This is a genomic window from Paenibacillus septentrionalis (assembly GCF_042659865.1).
GTDB classification, from domain to species: Bacteria; Bacillota; Bacilli; order Paenibacillales; family Paenibacillaceae; genus Pristimantibacillus; species Pristimantibacillus septentrionalis.
This window is the reverse complement of the sequence record NZ_JBHSTE010000001.1, coordinates 226,080-243,229: the sequence shown is the minus strand read 5'-3', so window position 1 is coordinate 243,229 and position 17,150 is coordinate 226,080. Positions and strand designations below refer to the sequence as shown.

General features: G+C 46.7%; 20 protein-coding genes and 1 riboswitch. Of the genes, 18 read left to right on the top strand and 2 right to left on the bottom strand.

The features are described 5' to 3' along the window. Positions 1 to 141 precede the first annotated feature (141 nt). Positions 142 to 251, top strand: a riboswitch (TPP riboswitch). Positions 252 to 501: 250 nt separating this feature from the next. The 9 genes from ACFP56_RS01190 to coaD all read left to right on the top strand — a co-directional run bounded on the left by ACFP56_RS01190 (position 502) and on the right by coaD (position 7,491). Further along, the gene (locus tag ACFP56_RS01190) at positions 502 to 1,521 is read left to right on the top strand and encodes an ABC transporter substrate-binding protein (protein ID WP_379230238.1); all 1,020 of its coding nucleotides are present in this window, start codon (positions 502 to 504) and stop codon (positions 1,519 to 1,521) included. 32 nt (positions 1,522 to 1,553) lie between these two features. Then, complete coding sequence (locus ACFP56_RS01185) at positions 1,554 to 1,853, top strand: thiamine-binding protein (protein ID WP_379230236.1); 300 nt, start codon at positions 1,554 to 1,556, stop codon at positions 1,851 to 1,853. Beyond that, positions 1,843 to 2,616 carry an ABC transporter permease gene (locus tag ACFP56_RS01180; protein ID WP_379230234.1) on the top strand — a complete coding sequence of 258 codons (774 nt, stop codon included), beginning with the start codon at positions 1,843 to 1,845 and terminating at the stop codon, positions 2,614 to 2,616. Before ACFP56_RS01185 ends, ACFP56_RS01180 begins: the two co-directional genes overlap by 11 nt. Continuing rightward, positions 2,616 to 3,374, top strand: coding sequence for an ABC transporter ATP-binding protein (locus ACFP56_RS01175; protein WP_379230232.1), 759 nt, complete (start codon positions 2,616 to 2,618; stop codon positions 3,372 to 3,374). The genes ACFP56_RS01180 and ACFP56_RS01175 overlap by 1 nt, the downstream gene beginning before the upstream one ends. An 85-nt stretch (positions 3,375 to 3,459) precedes the next feature. After that, on the top strand, positions 3,460 to 4,251 hold the full coding sequence (locus ACFP56_RS01170; RefSeq protein WP_379230230.1) for a TatD family hydrolase: 792 nt from the start codon (positions 3,460 to 3,462) through the stop codon (positions 4,249 to 4,251). 174 nt (positions 4,252 to 4,425) lie between these two features. After that, positions 4,426 to 5,193, top strand: coding sequence for a glucosaminidase domain-containing protein (locus tag ACFP56_RS01165; RefSeq protein ID WP_379230227.1), 768 nt, complete (start codon positions 4,426 to 4,428; stop codon positions 5,191 to 5,193). After that, entirely contained in the window at positions 5,168 to 5,956 is a 789-nt protein-coding gene (locus ACFP56_RS01160) for an N-acetylmuramoyl-L-alanine amidase (RefSeq protein WP_379230225.1), read from the top strand. Before ACFP56_RS01165 ends, ACFP56_RS01160 begins: the two co-directional genes overlap by 26 nt. A gap of 343 nt (positions 5,957 to 6,299) precedes the next feature. Further along, complete coding sequence (rsmD, locus tag ACFP56_RS01155) at positions 6,300 to 6,893, top strand: 16S rRNA (guanine(966)-N(2))-methyltransferase RsmD (protein WP_379230223.1); 594 nt, start codon at positions 6,300 to 6,302, stop codon at positions 6,891 to 6,893. A 79-nt stretch (positions 6,894 to 6,972) separates the two neighbouring features. Then, positions 6,973 to 7,491: a pantetheine-phosphate adenylyltransferase gene (gene coaD, locus ACFP56_RS01150; RefSeq protein ID WP_379230220.1), complete on the top strand. Its 519-nt coding sequence runs from the start codon at positions 6,973 to 6,975 to the stop codon at positions 7,489 to 7,491. Between the two features lie 127 nt (positions 7,492 to 7,618). On the opposite strand, the gene ACFP56_RS01145 is transcribed toward coaD, so the two are convergent. Continuing rightward, a complete protein-coding gene (locus ACFP56_RS01145) occupies positions 7,619 to 8,791 on the bottom strand; it encodes a hypothetical protein (RefSeq protein WP_379230218.1) in 1,173 nt (390 codons plus the stop codon). A 99-nt stretch (positions 8,792 to 8,890) separates the two neighbouring features. On the opposite strand from ACFP56_RS01145, the gene ACFP56_RS01140 reads away from it, so the two are divergent. Beyond that, positions 8,891 to 9,970, top strand: a complete 1,080-nt coding sequence (locus ACFP56_RS01140) for a S16 family serine protease (RefSeq protein WP_379230216.1) — start codon at positions 8,891 to 8,893, stop codon at positions 9,968 to 9,970. Between the two features lie 47 nt (positions 9,971 to 10,017). Here the strand turns inward: ACFP56_RS01140 and ACFP56_RS01135 are convergent, their stop codons facing one another. After that, complete coding sequence (locus ACFP56_RS01135) at positions 10,018 to 11,271, bottom strand: nucleotidyltransferase (protein ID WP_379230213.1); 1,254 nt, start codon at positions 11,269 to 11,271, stop codon at positions 10,018 to 10,020. Between the two features lie 157 nt (positions 11,272 to 11,428). Between ACFP56_RS01135 and ACFP56_RS01130 the strand changes: the two genes are divergently transcribed. The 8 genes from ACFP56_RS01130 to acpP all read left to right on the top strand — a co-directional run bounded on the left by ACFP56_RS01130 (position 11,429) and on the right by acpP (position 17,016). Next, on the top strand, positions 11,429 to 11,950 hold the full coding sequence (locus ACFP56_RS01130; protein ID WP_379230211.1) for a YceD family protein: 522 nt from the start codon (positions 11,429 to 11,431) through the stop codon (positions 11,948 to 11,950). A 33-nt stretch (positions 11,951 to 11,983) separates the two neighbouring features. After that, a complete protein-coding gene (rpmF, locus tag ACFP56_RS01125; protein WP_015845071.1) occupies positions 11,984 to 12,157 on the top strand; it encodes a 50S ribosomal protein L32 in 174 nt (57 codons plus the stop codon). A gap of 175 nt (positions 12,158 to 12,332) precedes the next feature. Beyond that, positions 12,333 to 12,923: a transcription factor FapR gene (gene fapR, locus ACFP56_RS01120; RefSeq protein WP_379230208.1), complete on the top strand. Its 591-nt coding sequence runs from the start codon at positions 12,333 to 12,335 to the stop codon at positions 12,921 to 12,923. Further along, on the top strand, positions 12,920 to 13,909 hold the full coding sequence (plsX, locus tag ACFP56_RS01115; RefSeq protein ID WP_379230205.1) for a phosphate acyltransferase PlsX: 990 nt from the start codon (positions 12,920 to 12,922) through the stop codon (positions 13,907 to 13,909). The genes fapR and plsX overlap by 4 nt, the downstream gene beginning before the upstream one ends. A gap of 8 nt (positions 13,910 to 13,917) precedes the next feature. Then, a complete protein-coding gene (locus tag ACFP56_RS01110; RefSeq protein ID WP_379230203.1) occupies positions 13,918 to 14,901 on the top strand; it encodes a beta-ketoacyl-ACP synthase III in 984 nt (327 codons plus the stop codon). A 48-nt stretch (positions 14,902 to 14,949) separates the two neighbouring features. Continuing rightward, entirely contained in the window at positions 14,950 to 15,888 is a 939-nt protein-coding gene (gene fabD / locus ACFP56_RS01105; protein WP_379230201.1) for an ACP S-malonyltransferase, read from the top strand. Positions 15,889 to 15,935: 47 nt separating this feature from the next. Further along, on the top strand, positions 15,936 to 16,685 hold the full coding sequence (gene fabG / locus ACFP56_RS01100) for a 3-oxoacyl-[acyl-carrier-protein] reductase (protein WP_379230199.1): 750 nt from the start codon (positions 15,936 to 15,938) through the stop codon (positions 16,683 to 16,685). Between the two features lie 97 nt (positions 16,686 to 16,782). Then, a complete protein-coding gene (acpP, locus tag ACFP56_RS01095; protein ID WP_379230196.1) occupies positions 16,783 to 17,016 on the top strand; it encodes an acyl carrier protein in 234 nt (77 codons plus the stop codon). The last annotated feature ends 134 nt before the right edge of the window (positions 17,017 to 17,150 follow it).

Genomic DNA, 17,150 nt, shown 5'->3' with positions numbered 1-17,150 from the left:
AAGTGCTAGACAGCTCTAACGATTACCATGCTTTTTCAAGACCAATGTGGAAAGCGGCGGCGAGGACAAAGCGTTATTTTGACCTTAGGGGTATTCAAATAATGATGCGTTTGCTATAATGGGCGATAGATTACCAATTGAATACGACACTTCGGGAGCTAAGATGAACTTGGCTGAGAGGAGAACTGGACAGTTCTCGACCGTACCTGATCTGGATAATTCCAGCGTAGGAAATGTGCATCTCATTAACTGGCTGCCGTTTTCTGTGCCCGTTTATTTTTTGTCTTGTTGAACAAAGCAAGGGCATAGGCACACGAAATGATATTCATCCGTCTGCATGAACACTACCACAGCGTGGCAAGCTGTTCGTAGCAGGATGAACAGGCTGAACGTTAAAGGTTACAGGCATTCTTCCTTCGCGAAGAATGCCTTTTTATATACCTATAAAATCAGCGTGTCCAATTGGACGATCAAACACAGACAGAAATGGAGAGAGAAGACATGAAGGCACAAGGAATGAAATGGATTGCTGCATTACTGCTGCTGGCCATGCTTACAGCATGCGGGAGCACAGAAAAGGAAGGCAACACAACAACTGACCAGGAAACAGCTTCTCAGAACGAGCTACGCAAGGTGCAGTTGATGCTTGATTACACACCGAATACGAACCACACAGGGATTTATGTGGCGAGAGATCTTGGATATTTTGCAGAAAATGGACTGGATGTTGAAATTATAGCTCCTGCTGATGGCGGGGCCGATGCACATGTTGCTGCAGGGAACGTAGAGTTCGGCGTCAGCTATCAGGAAAATGTAACGCTATCTCGCATAGCAGGGTTGCCAGTTGTATCCTTGGCAGCTATTATTCAGCACAATACATCAGGTTTTGCTTCACCAAAGGAAAAAGGCATTGAAACGCCTAAGCAATTTGAAGGCATGCGCTACGGCGGCTGGGGCTCTCCAATCGAGCAAGCAACAATCGAATCATTGATGCTTGCAGCTGAAGCGGATTATAGCAAAATGGAAATCGTGAACATGGGCAATAGTGACTTTTTTGCGGCAGTAGAGCGCGACATTGATTTTGCATGGATCTTCTACGCGTGGACTGGGATCGAGGCAGAGCTGCGCGGGGTCGACTTGAACATGATATATATGAAGGACTACAATGAAAATTTGGATTACTATACACCTGTGCTTGTAACAGGAGAAACGATGATTGCTGACGAGCCAGAGCTGGTGCGCAGCTTTGTTGCAGCGGTAGCGAAAGGCTATCAGTACAGTATTGAACATCCAGCAGAAGCGGCAGATGTATTGATTGCAGCCGAGCCGGACTTGAATGAAGAGCTTGTTAAAGCGAGTCAAGAGTGGTTGAGCCCACTTTATCAGGACGACGCGCCGCGCTGGGGTGAGCAAAAGCTTTCTGTATGGGAAGGCTATGCAAATTGGATGTACACAAACGACTTGCTTGAAGGCGAGCTTGTAGCTGAAGATGCATTTACGAACGAGTTTTTACCGCAATAAGTTTGAGTCAATCAAAGACAGGAGTGAGGAAAATGGCAAACGCGCTACTTAGCATTCAAATGATCCCGAAAACAAACAATGGGGAAAGTGTAATTCCTTATGTTGATCAAGCGATTGCAATTATTAAAGCATCAGGTCTGCCGTATCGTGTAGCACCGCTGGAAACGACAATGGAGGGAGACCTTGAGCAGCTGCTTCACGTTGTACAGCGTATGCATGAAGCGATGATTGAAGCGGGCTGTCCAGGTGCGCTTTCACAAATTAAAATTTCCTATAATCCAGAGGGAGCATCGATGGAGAAGCTGCTGGAGAAATATCCGGATGGACAGTAAAAAACGAATTTGGAGCAGTATTTGGCCGCCAGCGGCTATGCTGCTGTTAATCGTGATCGTATGGGAGCTGATTGTGCGTTTTGAGCTCGTATATAGCTGGCTCATCCCTTCTCCGATCGGAGTAGCGGCAGAAATGGTCAAAAGCTGGTCAAGGTTGATGGAGCATTGGCTTGCCACAATGCAGCTCACGCTGCTGGGCTTTATGGGCGGCGCATTATGTGGCATATTGCTGGCGATGCTCCTGCATTTTATTCCGATTGTGCGTCGGGCCATGTACCCTGTACTTATCTTATCGCAGAACATTCCAGTCATTGTTATTGCACCGATTTTAACGATGCTGCTTGGTTTTGGCATGATGCCAAAGGTGCTGCTGATCGTATTGGTCTGTTTTTTTCCAATTTGCATCGCGATGCTGGGCGGGTTGGCACAGATTGACTATAGTTTAAGTAATTATATGGGGATGATCGGCAGCAGCCGCTGGCAAGCCTTTGTCCATCTTGAACTGCCGAGCTCGCTAAGCAGCTTGTTCAGTGGCTTGAAAATAGCAGCCTCCTATAGCGTGCTAAGCGCAGTTGTAGCAGAGTGGCTGTCTCCGAAGGTCGGCTTAGGCGGATTTATGATCTTATCCTCCCGTGGTTATATGCCGGAGCGAGTTTTTGCTGCGGTGCTGCTCATCGTTATGACGAGCCTGCTGTTGTTTTGGCTAGTCTCGTTTATTGAGCGCATGTGCATTCGCTGGCGACCGAGAAAGGAGGCGGCTTAATGCTGGAGCTAAAAGGAGTAGGCAAATCATTTGTCAATAGCGGGACAGTGCATGAGGTGCTCCGAGACATTGATATAACCGTGCATGATGGGGAATTTGTTTCAATTATTGGACCATCCGGCAGCGGGAAAACGACGCTGTTTCAGCTTATCGGCGGCTTAATGCCGCTTGATACAGGAGAGATCTGGCTTGATGGGCAGAATATATCCGGCAAACGCGGTCATATCGCCTATATGCCGCAGCAAGCTTCCCTTCTGCCGTGGTATACCGTCAAGCGCAATGTTGCATTGGCGCTGCAGCTGGCGGGAGCTGATAAAAAGGATGCGCTTCAGCAGGCTGAGCAGTGGCTGGAGCGAGTAGGTCTTGGTGAATATAGCGCTGCTTATCCGTACAAGCTTTCCGGCGGGATGAGTCAGCGTGTATCATTTTTGCGTGCACTGCTGTCTCCGCAAAAGCTAATGCTGCTGGATGAACCGTTTGGAGCGCTCGATGCGTTAACGAGGCTGCACATGCAGCAATGGCTGCTCTCGATATGGGAGCAGAATCGCCGTTCTGTTCTGCTTGTTACACATAGCATTGATGAGGCGCTGCTCCTCTCGGACCGTATCATGGTGCTGTCGAGTCATCCGGCAACGGTTATTAATGAGATCATCGTTCCGTTCGATCGACCGAGAAGCAGCGAGCTTTGGAGCTCAGCAATTTTTAATGAATTAAAGCAAAGCATTTATGAACAGCTTCAAGCTCCAGGTGCAGGCTAACGCCTGCGCCTTTTTTATAATTTTGTAAGCATACAGGGCTGTTGTTAAGGGACAAAACGGTAAGTGAAGAATAGGGGGAATACGCATGAATGTTGTAGATGCACATATTCATTTGGATCAATATGAAAAAGAGCTGCGCAACGAGCATCTGGTACGTGCGAAGGCGATGGGTCTAAAACATCTTGTAGCGGTATCAATGAATTTATCCTCGTCACAAGTGACGTGCGAGCTTGCTGCTGAATACGGACAACTCATTATGCCTGCATATGGCTTTCATCCTGAGCAGCCACTGCCGAAAACTGAAGATCTGCATCGCCTTATTGAGTGGATTCGCGAGCGTGCAAGCCGCAACGAACGATTTGCAATAGGAGAGGTCGGGCTTCCCTATTATCGCAGGCGGGAGTATGAGGAGCGAGGAGAGCCGTTCAAGCTGCAGCCATATGTAGATCTGCTTGAGCAATTTATTATCCTTGCCAAAGAGCTGGATTGCCCGATCGTGCTGCATGCGGTGTATGAGGATGCTTCTATTGCCTGTAGCTTGCTCCAGAAACATCAGATGGAACGTGCCCATTTTCATTGGTTCAAGGGCGATGAGGCTACGATTCAGACCATGATCAGGCAAGGGTATTATATTTCTATTACACCTGATGTTTGCTATGAACCTGAAATTCAAACCTTGGTCAAGCAGTATCCGCTGGAGCTGATGATGGTTGAAACAGACGGACCATGGCCGTATGAAGGCCCATTTCAAGGTAGATCGACAGAGTCTGCGATGGTTGTTCAGGTTGTTGAGAAGATCGCATCTATATTGGGCAAGAGCAGTGAAGTTGTTGCCGATCAGCTCTTTCATAACAGCAAAAAACTATATAGGCTGTAAAGATGTGGCTATTGAAGAGGAGCGTGCAAAAGCAAGACGTTTTTGCAGGCTCCTCTTCTGTCTTTTTAGGCGGATTGTGAGGCTGCCGAGACATACGCCGTTGCCGTTGAGAGGTTAGCAGCATAAATAGTAGAGATACTAGAGTCAAAATCTATAGAAAAGGAGAGAACAGGCATGGCAGAATTATCAAGGCAGCAATTTTTCGATACGATTGCACCGGTCATTGTTTTTGTCCGTCAGCAGGGTTCTCCGATTCTACCATCTGTTCGATTGGCTCAAAGCTTACTAGAAACAGGTGGAGTCATTCATGCATGGAATAATCTTGGAGGGATTAAGGTAGGGAGCGGAAGGCTAACTCCTTATTGGCGCGGGGAATCGGTAACGAGAGGAACCTGGGAAGTTCGCGGCGGTCAGGAAGTAAGAGAAAGCGCAGCGTTTCGCGCATACCGCACACTATATCATTACTTCAAGGATCAGGATGAGTTGTTCATGAACAGCCGTTACAGCAGAGTAAGGACGGCGACAACTCCGTATGAGCAGGCTGAACAGATGAGGCTTGCCGGATATGCAACCGATCCGAATTATGCGTCGAAAATTATGGCGCTCATCAGACAATATCAACTGGAAAGATATGACGCGGTTCCTCCGCTTGTTATTCCAGACGTGTTTGAAGGGGCAGAAATAGTTCCGATATATGTGAATCAACAATTTTTTGGCCCAGCATATTATGAGCGAGGTACGAATTATGTGCCTGTAAGAAGTGTGGCTGAGCATTTTGGAGCAAGGGTTATTTGGAGAGACGGCAATGTGTATGTGAACGGTGCACAACTGGAAACTCGATTAGCAAGGGGTACCAGCTACGCGACCGCACGAGAGCTGGCACGCCATATAAATTTGGCATTAGAGTGGGATTCCAATGCTAAAGTTCTTTTTGTCCATTAACTATGTAGACTTTAAGAACTGGGACGAGGAGGAAAGTGGAAAGATGGATGTGAATTATCGAGTGGATCATATACCGAGAACGACGCCAAATAACCGAAGACCAGGCACAAGGATGGAGCCAACAACCATTACGATACACAATACCGGCAATCCATCCAGTACTGCACGCAATGAAAGAGCTTGGTTGACGAACCAACTCAACACAAGAACAGCATCTTATCATATCGTCGTGGATGATAGGGAGGCGATTGAAGTTATTCCGCTAAATGAGGTGGCATGGCATGCGGGTGACGGCAGTCGATCATCTAGCGGAAATCGAACCTCAATCGGAATTGAAATCTGCGAAAGCGGAAACTATGAGCGGACACTGCAGCGTGCTGCACAGCTTGTAGCCGAACTGTTGCTCGAGCGGAACTGGGGGACGGATCGACTACGACGGCATTATGACTGGAGTGGCAAAAACTGCCCAAGAATTATGAATGCTGATGGCAATTGGTCAGGCTGGGACAGCTTTGTAAATAGAGTGTCGCAGAGCTTGAATGAGCTTAGAGGCGGTGGCGGCACTGTGAGTGATCAAGCTGATGATGACGCGCAAATCATTGATAATGGAGGGGTTACGATGACGGTAGAAGATGCAAATAAAATTATACGTTTTTTAAGTGCAGCTTATATGGCCACATCGGACAGGGAAGCAAGAAGGGAATTCAATCGGTTGGCTAACGAGCTTCGCAAGGCAAGTGGTCAGGAGCCAGTTTCAGGCTAGGAGCTAAATGGATCAGTGATGAAATGCTAGGATGAAAATCAGTTTACAGGGGATCAAAATAAGCGTGAACGAGGTTAAAAAAATAGCGAGGCCCTATTGCTAGGGCCTCTATCCAAAAAAATGGGAGAGGAGAAACCGGATGAAGAGCTTATGGGGAAACGTAAGTCCTCTACACGGTTTTCTACGACATCAAAGACGCCGATGAGTATATTGTGATCGGATTTAACATGAATTATACATAGATGCCTAACTTTTTATTTCGAATAACTTGTGGGAAGCTATCTTTCATCAGGAAACGTAGTATGGTACGATAAAAAAGATGAGCACTTAAGGGGGGCATACATTGAGAGTAATAGCTGGAAAAGCAAAGGGAAGGCCCTTAAAAGCTGTTCCGGGACAAGGAACGAGACCAACGACCGATAAAGTAAAGGAAGCAATTTTCAGCATGATTGGTCCGTTCTTCGACGGAGGCCTGGCACTGGATCTTTTTGCAGGTACTGGAGGTCTTGGCATTGAGGCATGGAGTCGTGGCGTAGACAAAGTAATAAGCATAGATAAAGAGAAGCAAAGCATCGATGTCATTCGCAGCAATGTACAGGCAGCAGGTGCTTCCGCTGATTTTGAAATATATCGTAATGATGCAGCACGTGCGTTGAAAGTGCTAGGCAAAAAAGGACAAGCCTTCGATCTCATTTTTTTAGATCCGCCTTATCGCATGGAGGATATGGATCAGTGGCTCCTGAACATGCTGGAGTTGCAGTTGATTGCTGAGCAAGCTGTTGTAGTTATAGAACATGATTCCAAGGTAGATTACCCTGAATGCATCGGACAGCTGATGCAGCAGCGGCATGCGCAATACGGTGAAATCGCGGTCACAATTTATCGACATATATCTGAGCAAGAGGTGCAGGAAGAAAAGGATTCGCAACAATCATAAAACGAAGCATGAACTAACGAGTCTACGGCGCAACAATTGATTTGTTTCAAAAAGCACCCATAGAGGTAGGAGAGATACTATGAAAAACATCACACATCATCAGGAACGGGTTGCTGTATATCCGGGCAGTTTTGATCCTGTTACATATGGACATCTAGATATTATTCATCGGGCAGCTCGGCAGTATGATCGCATAATTGTTGCTGTACTAAACAATACAAGCAAAAATCCGATGTTTTCAGTAGAGGAGCGCAAGGAGCTGCTGCGTGCGGTAACAAAGGATATTCCCAACGTAGAAGTAGACAGTTTCCGCGACTTGCTCGTTCGTTTCATGCGGATGAAGCATGCAAGTGTCATTATTCGAGGTATACGATCAGTAACAGATTTTGAATACGAGCTGCAGCTTGCTTCCACCAATCATATGCTTGATGAGGGTATTGATACTGTATTTATGATGACCAATCCAAAGTATTCGTACTTAAGCTCCAGCATCGTCAAGGAGATTGCTAATTTTCAAGGTGAAGTGTCTAAAATGGTGCCGCCCGAAGTAGAGCGCCGATTAAGAGAAAAATGTGGTCCTGAACAGCCGTTGCGATAAATGATCGAGCATAAACCAACTGCCCGTTGATCTGCAGCCTGCTTGGTGCAAAAAACGGGCAGTTCACTTTTAAATCGAAACCAGTTCTTTAAATGAAGTGCGCCTTGCGGTTAAGATCCAACTTCTATTATGCTTTGCGATGACGTGAGTACTGCCAGATCAACTGAAGGATCATGACCAGAGCTGCGAGAGCCATACAAAGCATTAAGCTTGAGGGCCATAGGCTGCTCCACTGAAGTGCAGTGCCTTGAGCTGGAGGTTGTTCAAATACCGTTCTATCCGATGAGCCCATAGTTGCAGTCCAGACGTTCGTAAAAGGCTTCCATAGCAGAAGCAACAGTGCAAAGCTCGCAGCAGCATGCATAAGTCGATAGCTGATAAAAGGTAAAAGCTTGATCTCTTTTTGCTTATAGGTATAGTAGGATACCTGCAGCAAGCCGCTAATGCCAGTGAAGCTGAGACAAGCTGCTATCAGTGCTAATACAAGGGCGATATTCGATTGTTTCATCGTCCAGTCTGCTATGGCGAAGCTGCCGATATGCTGTTCAAGCAGAGCTTGTTCAAGAAAGGGAAGCTGAGGCGCAATCACATCAAAAACAGGATGTGCAAAAGCAGCGATAACCGAGGCGAAAATAATAAATCCGCCAATGATAAACAGTTTTTGTACGCTGTCATAAACACTGTCGCCAAGCACGCGACCAAAGCTGCGGCCATCAAGCTCTCGTCCAAGCTGCATTGCATTGGCGAAGTAAGGCTCGATATGCTGTGAATCCTTTTTGGCGGCTAAAGAATCCTTTCGACTGACGAGTTGCGCATGAAGCACCATAAGCAAAAGCGCAGCTAGCCACACACTAGCCAGTATGATGTAGCCATAAAGTGAAAGCTGAAATAAACCCGCTCCAACAATCACGATAATAAATATCGGATTAGGCAAATGAATATACGATAACAGGCGCTGAGCTTGCTTCGTCGTAAGTTGTCCGTCCTTTAATAGCTTCATCGTCGGTTCAACACCAGTTGGAAAGCCGCTGCTCAAGCTCATAAGAATCGGGATGCCAGCAGCTTGCGGCAGACGAAGAAGGCGTCTGACTATTGGACCAAGAAGCGCATTTATGCCATGAAACAGACCGAAGGCGAGCATAATCTCATAAAGGATGAAAAAAGGCAAAAGTCCCGGAAACACAAGATTCCACCAAATCGAAATACCAGATAAAGAGGCTTGGAGTGCAATGTCTGGGGAGAGTACAACAGACAGCACAAGGAAAAGCATCATAAGTGCGATAAAAACAGTTTTTTGCAAAACAATCTCTCCTTTTTGAACATGAAGATGGACAACTCAGTCCATTATTGTTACGCGAAAATCTAATGAAATAGAACAAGCTGGGAGTGAAAAGGGAAGATGAAACCTACTTATATTCATGTGCGGACTGTACTCATAACCGTTATCGTTACTGCCATCATGATGGCAATATTGCTGTATGCTCCCTCTCCCTTTGTTGTGATGAAGCCAGGTATAGCCGTGTCGACGCAAAGCTATGTAAAAGCCAATATCGAGTATGAAGACGATTTTAAGCTTCAGGAGCCGAATGGTGCTCATGGCGGGGAGCTGCTGCTGACTGCAGTACTGATGGCGACACCTAATATATGGGGTACAATCGGTTCGTTGTTCTCTCCGAAGGAAGAAGTGCGGTTGAAGGTGGATGTGCTTGGTAAGTCCTCTCTAAATGAGTTTTCATCTGCAGTTACCACGATGATGAGAGGCTCTCATGATAATGCGCTGGAAGCAGCATATCGGTATTTGCACATTCCGTATACGGTCGAGCCGAAGGAGCTGTATGTGCAGCAGCCTGCTCAGCGATTAGGAGCAGAGAGGCTTAAGGCTGGAGATCATCTGAAAGCAATTATTAATGATGAGGGAGAGTCGACCAATATAAGCAGCATTGCTCAGCTTGCGGAGTTGATCAGACAGCATGTAAATAGGCAGCAGATCCAAGTGGTAATAGAGCGCAATGAGCAGCTGCTGGAACAATCCTTCAACATTCCAGAGCGAGCGGGGGAGATAACGGATGAACAGCTAATATCTCGCACGCTAGGTGTGGACAACTTTATCGAATTGCGTATGGTTAAGCCTGAGGATCCGAGGTTTGAGGTACAGATTACGACAGATAATATAGGCGGTCCCTCGGCAGGGCTGGTTTTAGCTATGACGATCGTAGACAAGCTGACGGAAGGCGACTTGACGTTTGGCAAAAAAATAGCTGCTACGGGAACAATTGATTCGAACGGCAATGTTGGGCGAATTGGAGGTATTGTGCAGAAGGTGTATACGACGAGCGAGCAGGGTGCACACGCCTTTATCGTGCCGCAGGGTAATGAAAAGGAAGCACGGCAAGCGTTGAAGAGAATTAATACAGCTATGGAGGTTTACGCTGTATCAAGCTTGGAGGAAGCGCTTCAGGTTGTCGCTTCTCTCCAATAGTTTCAGCAGCAAATGGGCATACTCACATGTGAACAGGCTTACTGGCTTTACAGGCGTATAGGCGGCTTGTGGTAATCAGCAAGCTGGAGCTTAGGATTCTTTGCTTCGAACAGCTGCATATAGCAGCTTGTTGCTGCAACATCCAGCTGCAAGTAATCCGAGCTGCCTAATAATTGAGCAGGCGAATGGATGACAGGCAGCTTGGCTTTTTTCTTCATGTCTTTAAGTAGCTGCTGACCTTTTTCAGTGAAGCCGAGCACTCGAATATACTGGATGCCTTGTGTCAGCTGCTCGCGTGTGAATTGTTGCTTATGATGTTGAAGAAGTACGGCAAGCAGGGCACGTTGCAGCTTAGTGCGCGTATAACGCTTCGTTTTGACCGCGCTTAGCAGTTCCTCAACCGAGTAGCGGGATACCTGTTTCGCGTATTGGGTGAATCGATGCTCAAGTCCTTCCTCCATTTCGCGATAAGCGGATAAAGCTGCAGGAGGCATAACAGAAAGCTGGTAAAATAGCTGAGCCGTAAACCGCTCCCAGTGCATTGGCTGCCTTGCTTCTTTAATTAGTGTACGCTCTAATAGGTCAAGCGTTGTACGAGGGACATAGGCAGAGATGGATTCCAGGTTTTGATTTTGCGCTTCCAGAAGCATTTTGCGAATGGCCGTGGCGCTTGCAATGGCGTGATGATTGGGCATAGGATCATGATACTGAGCCTGTTCACGTGCAATCGTATAGGGCTTGATCGAGCTGTTTAGACGTTCTAGTGCTACCATATAATGCAGGCCTAATGTATGATTGGGCTGGTCAAGCGCTATAGCATTTTGCTGCCAGTCAGTTGCTTGCGTTAACAATTGCGTAAGCGCATTACTGTATGCTCTGGGGTAGCTTGCTCCAAGGTTCAGCTGTTCCTGCAGCAGTTGCTTCAGTGAAGTGGAATTAGAAGCTGCCAGCTTTGCAGCAGAGGCAAGCGGGGCAAGCTGACCACTTTCAGTACCAAAGCATATTGCATCAATGACACCAGTCGCTTCCAATAAAGCAACAGCACCATGAGCAAACCATTCTGCGGAAGAGGTAGCATAGGCAACAGGCAGCTCAATGACAAGATCACATCCGCCTGCTAACGCCATTTCGGCGCGTGTCCATTTGTCGATAAGAGCAGGCTCGCCGCGTTGCAAAAAATGGCCACTCATGACTGCAACGACAGCATCACAGCCTGAAACGTATTTGGATTGCTGTAAATGAAATAAATGTCCATTATGAAAGGGATTGTATTCAACAACCAAGCCTACCGCCTTCATCATACATTCCTCCAAGTCATTTTTCTGCTATCACTATAGCATATTGCTGATAACGGGGACAAAGAAATGTCGTGAAGGCGCTCTAATAAAACGAAGCAATATTCTTGACAAAATGGGAACATGATGGATATAATAAACTTTGTCTGTTTGGGGTGATACTATGCAATTTCGTTTGCAAGATTTATTAGCGAAAAATCAACCAGTGATCGTGAATGAACAACTAGATGTATCAGAGCTTTTTTCTCATCGTCAAGATGTAGTTTCGACGGGCCCTGTACATATCAGCTTAACGGTGGACCCGCAAGGTGATATTGTTGTAGTAGAGGGAAATCTTGAAATAGATATGGAACTAGCCTGCTCTCGTTGCCTTGAGCCGACACATACGCACTCAAGCATTCCATTCGCTGAGCAATTTAAGCCCGCTTCATCAGCTTCTGCGGTAGAGCTGTCAGAGGACGATGAAGAAAATGATGTGATCGAGATTGCTAATGATCGCCTGGACCTCAAGCCTTTTGTGGAGGAGTATGTGCAATTATTTATGCCTTTTGCTCCACTGTGCAAGTCAGATTGCCAAGGCTTATGTCCGCAGTGCGGCAGCAATCGCAACGATAACTCATGTCAATGTAGTAATGAAAGAATCGATCCGCGATTAGAAGCGCTGAAAGATTTTTTTAAGGAATAAGTATTCCTTGAATTTGTGAAGGAGGTGGGAAATATGGCAGTACCTCAACGTAGAACATCCAAGACTCGCCGCGACAAACGTCGTACGCATTTCAAGCTTGCAGTACCAGGTATGGTGAAATGCGAGCAATGTGGAGAGCTTAAACTAGGTCACCACGTTTGCAAAGTTTGTGGATATTACAAAACGAAAGAGATTATTTCTCAATAATCTCGTTTATAGCATCTTATCTTCGGATAAGATGCTATTTTATTTTTAGTAAACATGAACAAATAGATTGCTATAGCGGCTATAATCCTCTATACTAAATTAGTACCAGGTATTAAACTTTGATACTAAACGAATACAATACATAGTCAATCTTAAACAGGAGAGTGGTGCCGTCATGGCGAAGTTAAATAAACGCGAGCGGCATCAGCTGCTGATACAATACATTAAAGAAAACCCATTTGTCACCGATCGAGAACTGACAAGAGCTTTAAAGGTCAGCATTCAAACAATACGGCTTGATCGGATGGAGCTAGGCATTCCCGAGCTGCGGGAGCGCATGAAGGAAATGGCGGAGCGCTCATATGACTCCGTTCGTTCCTTACAGCTGGATGAGGTCATCGGTGAAATCGTTGATCTTCAGCTCGATCGCAGTGGAATCTCATTGTTTGAAATTCGCGAGGAGCACGTATTCGCCAGAACAGGAATTGCGCGAGGGCATCACTTGTTCGCTCAAGCCAATTCATTGGCGGTAGCTGTTATCGATTGCCCGATTGCATTGACAGCAAGCAGTGATATTCGATTTTTAAGACCCGTAAAACTTGGGGAAAAATGTATAGCAAAGGCTAATGTCCGCAAGAACGATGAAGAGAGGAATAAATCGAAAGTCGAGCTGAATACGTATGTAGGAGACGAGCTTGTCTTTCAAGGACATTTTGTCATTTATCGTTCTGATGCGAGTATCACCCAAGGAGGAGAAAGAACGTGAAAATTGCAATAGATGCAATGGGTGGGGATTACGCACCAAAGGAAATTGTTGCAGGAGCGGTAGCTGCTGCTAAAGATAATCAAGATGTTGAGATTTTGCTTGTCGGAGACGAAAGTCAAATTAAAGCTCAGCTTACAGAGACGCAGCCAAGCAATTTGCGCATTATACACGCATCCGAGATTGTTGAATCTGAGGATGAACCAGTTCGAGCGGTTCGCCGCAAGAAAGACTCCTCTATGGTTGTAGCGGGTAGACTTGTGAAGGAAAAGGAAGCTGACGCCATGCTGTCAGCCGGCAACACAGGAGCGTTAATGGCCACGGGGCTGCTTGTCGTTGGTCGTATTCCCGGCATCGAACGCCCTGCGCTTGCTCCGCTATTGCCATCACTGGATGGCGTAGGCATGCTGGCGCTTGATTTGGGCGCGAATATGGATGCTACGCCCGAGCAGCTCTATCAGTATGCGGTTATGGGCAGCATTTATCGTGAGCGTGTCCAGGGGATGAAGGCACCGCGCATTGGATTGCTCAATATCGGTACAGAGGACATGAAGGGCAATGAAGCAACGAAAGCGGCTTACGAGTTGCTGAAGCAAAGCAAGCTCAACTTTGTCGGCAACGTGGAGTCGAAAAACATGCTGGAGCGTCCGTGCGACGTGCTTGTGTGCGACGGCTTCTCGGGAAATATTATGCTGAAGTCCTATGAGGGCGCGGCATCGCTTATTTTCAAGGAGCTGAAGAAGTCTTTCACGCAAAGCTTACTTACGAAGCTCGCTGCTGCGATTATGCTGCCAAAGCTGAAGGGACTTAAAAAAACATTGGATCCGAACGAATTTGGGGGCGCATTGCTGCTGGGCATTAATGGCTGTGTCATGAAAATTCACGGCTCCTCTGATTCAAGAGCTGTACAAGCTGCTGTCAAGCAAGCGAAAACGGCGATAAAAGGATCGTTAATTGAGTCGATAACTGCAGAGATTAACAAGGAGTGATTAGGGTAATGAATGCTAGACCAGTAGGTATTCTCGGAACAGGTAAATATGTGCCAGAGCGAGTGTTAACGAATCAACAGCTCGAGCAAATGGTCGAAACAAACGATGAGTGGATCGTTACACGTACGGGCATTAAGGAAAGACGAATAGCGGCAAGTGATGAGGCAACCTCTGATCTAGCCTTCAAAGCTGCGCAGCAGGCGCTGGACAATGCCGGTTTAACTGCGGGTGATATCGATCTGATTATCGTTGCGACGATTACTCCAGATATGTTCTTTCCATCAACGGCATGCCTAGTTCAGGACAAGCTTGGTGCAACATGTCCTGCGTTTGATGTATCGGCGGCATGCTCAGGCTTCATATACAGTCTGGCAACGGCTAACGGATTTATCCAAAGCGGACTATATCGCAAAGTGCTTGTGATCGGCGCAGAAACGTTGTCTCGCATTACCGATTATACAGATCGCAATACGTGCATTCTGTTCGGCGATGGTGCAGGCGCGGTTGTGCTTGGCGAGGTTGAAGAAGGTAGAGGCTTCCAGTCATTTGTTCTTGGTGCGGATGGTTCAGGTGGAGAATTGCTTAAAGTGACAGGCGGCGGCTCTCGCAAGCCAGCTTCTGCCGATACGGTTAACAATAAGGAACATAGCATATACATGGCGGGCAACGAAGTATTCAAATTCGCAGTCCGCATTATGGGAAGCGCCGCTGAAGAGGCGGTTGAGAAGGCTGGTCTAAGCAAGGCGGATATTGATCTGTTGGTGCCGCATCAAGCCAACATTCGGATTATCCAGTCAGCCTTGAATCGTTTGGAGCTGACTGAGGACAAGGCGCTTATTAATATCGATCAATACGGAAATATGTCAGCGGCGTCGATTCCGGTTGCTTTAGCTGAAGCGGTAGAGCAAAACCGCATTAAAGCAGGCGACACGCTCTGTTTGGTCGGCTTCGGTGGCGGATTGACTTGGGGCTCTACCGTTTTGAAATGGTAAGCTAAGTCCTCGTATGATGATCAAATACTAGATTGGGAGGCCATTGAAGTGGGGAAAATTGCTTTTGTATTTCCAGGGCAAGGCGCTCAGGCGGTCGGCATGGGCAAAGATTTATACGAGCATGATGCAGAAGCGCGTGCTATTTTTGAGCAGGCGAATGAGACACTTGGTTTTTCACTAACAGATATTATGTTTAACGGGCCTGATGCAGAGCTGAAGCAGACAGCGAATACACAGCCTGCATTGTTAACGGCAAGTGTCGCTTTTCTTGCCATGCTTGAAAGAGCCGGGGTGAAGGCGGACTATGTGGCTGGTCATAGCTTGGGTGAGTATAGCGCACTTGTAGCAGCGAAGGTGCTGAGCTTCGAGGATGCGGTTCGTACGGTTCGTGCGAGAGGTCAATTCATGGAGCAAGCCGTTCCAAACGGGCAAGGTGCAATGGCAGCCGTGCTTGGCGCTGAACGGGATGCATTAAAGCAGCTGTGTGATCAGATAACAGCGGATGGCAAGGTAGTAGAGCTGGCAAACGTCAACTGTCCAGGGCAGATCGTCGTATCCGGGTCTGCTGAGGGCGTCAATGAAGTTGTAGCCCGCGGCAAGGAAATTGGTGCAAAGCGTGTCATTCCGCTTGAGGTTAGTGGACCGTTCCACTCGTCCTTGATGGAAAAAGCGGCAATCGCGTTAGGCGAACAGCTCAAGCAAGCTTCGATGCAGGACGCAGCTATTCCGGTTATTGCCAATGTGACTGCAGCTCCAGTAACAGCAGCGCAAGATATTGCAACGCTGCTAGAGCAGCAGGTTTGTGCACCAGTGCTATGGGAAGATAGCGTCAAGGCATTGATCGAGCTTGGTGTCGATACCTTTATCGAAATTGGATCAGGCTCTGTGTTAACAGGACTAATAAAAAAAATAGATCGTAATGTAACGATTGTAACGATCAACAGTCTGGATGCACTTCAGGGTTATGTTCAGCCTGCTCAAGCCTAGTGGAATAGAGCTGGGTCTAAACTAGTAATATGAAGGAGGATGGACACATGTTTGCAAGCTTAGAAGGTAAGAAGGCGCTCGTGACCGGAGCTTCAAGAGGCATTGGACGCGCGATTGCAATTGCTTTGGCAGAAGCAGGCGCAGATGTCGCGGTGAACTATTCAGGAAGCGAACAGGCTGCAGCTGAGACGGCAGAAGCAATTCGTGCACTGGGACGTCAAGCAATCATCATCAAGGCAAATGTAGGTCAAGCAGCTGAATTCGAAGAGATGGTGAAGCAAGTCGTCGAGCAGCTAGGTTCGATTGATATTCTCGTTAATAATGCAGGAATTACGCGTGACAATCTGATCATGAGAATGAAGGAAGAAGAATTTGATCAAGTCATTGAAACGAATTTGAAAGGCGTATTTAACGGTATCAAGGCTGTTACACGTCCAATGATGAAGCAGCGTTCAGGCAAAATCATTAATATTTCCTCTGTTGTTGGGGTGCTTGGCAATCCAGGTCAAGCCAACTATGTTGCTGCCAAGGCAGGTGTGATCGGCTTGACTAAAGCGAGCGCGCGTGAGCTGGCTGCAAGAAATATTACGGTCAATTGTGTTGCGCCAGGCTTCATTCAAACCGATATGACGGACAAGCTTCCTGAGGAGCTCAAGGAATCATTATCTGGTCAAATTCCACTTGCCAAGCTTGGAGAGGCATCTGATATCGCCAATGCGGTACGCTTCCTTGCCTCTGATGCAGCGTCCTATATGACGGGGCAAACGATCCATGTCGATGGCGGAATGTATATGTAAGCTTTTACCCTCTTCATCATGAAACTTATATTTAGTTGTGATGAAAGATAGCTATTTTTTAATCGTTTTCGTATAATACGTAGAGGAGGTGAATCGGATGTCCGATGTACTAGATCGCGTAACAAGCATTATTGTTGACCGCCTAGGTGTAGATGCAGAAAAAGTTACTCTAGAAGCTTCTTTCAAAGAAGATTTGAACGCTGACTCACTAGATGTAGTTGAGCTTATCATGGAACTTGAAGATGAGTTCAACCTTGAAATTTCTGATGAAGATGCAGAGAAGATCTCTACGGTAGGAGAAGTTGTAAATTACATACAATCTCATACCTAAAGATGGTCGAGTCCCGTTAATCTTAACGGGACTCAATCCTTATTTTTATGCACAAGGCTTGAAGTCACATTTGAAAGAACCTCATAAGAATGGCTTGACATTCTTATTGCATATATAGATGAAATATTGTTGAT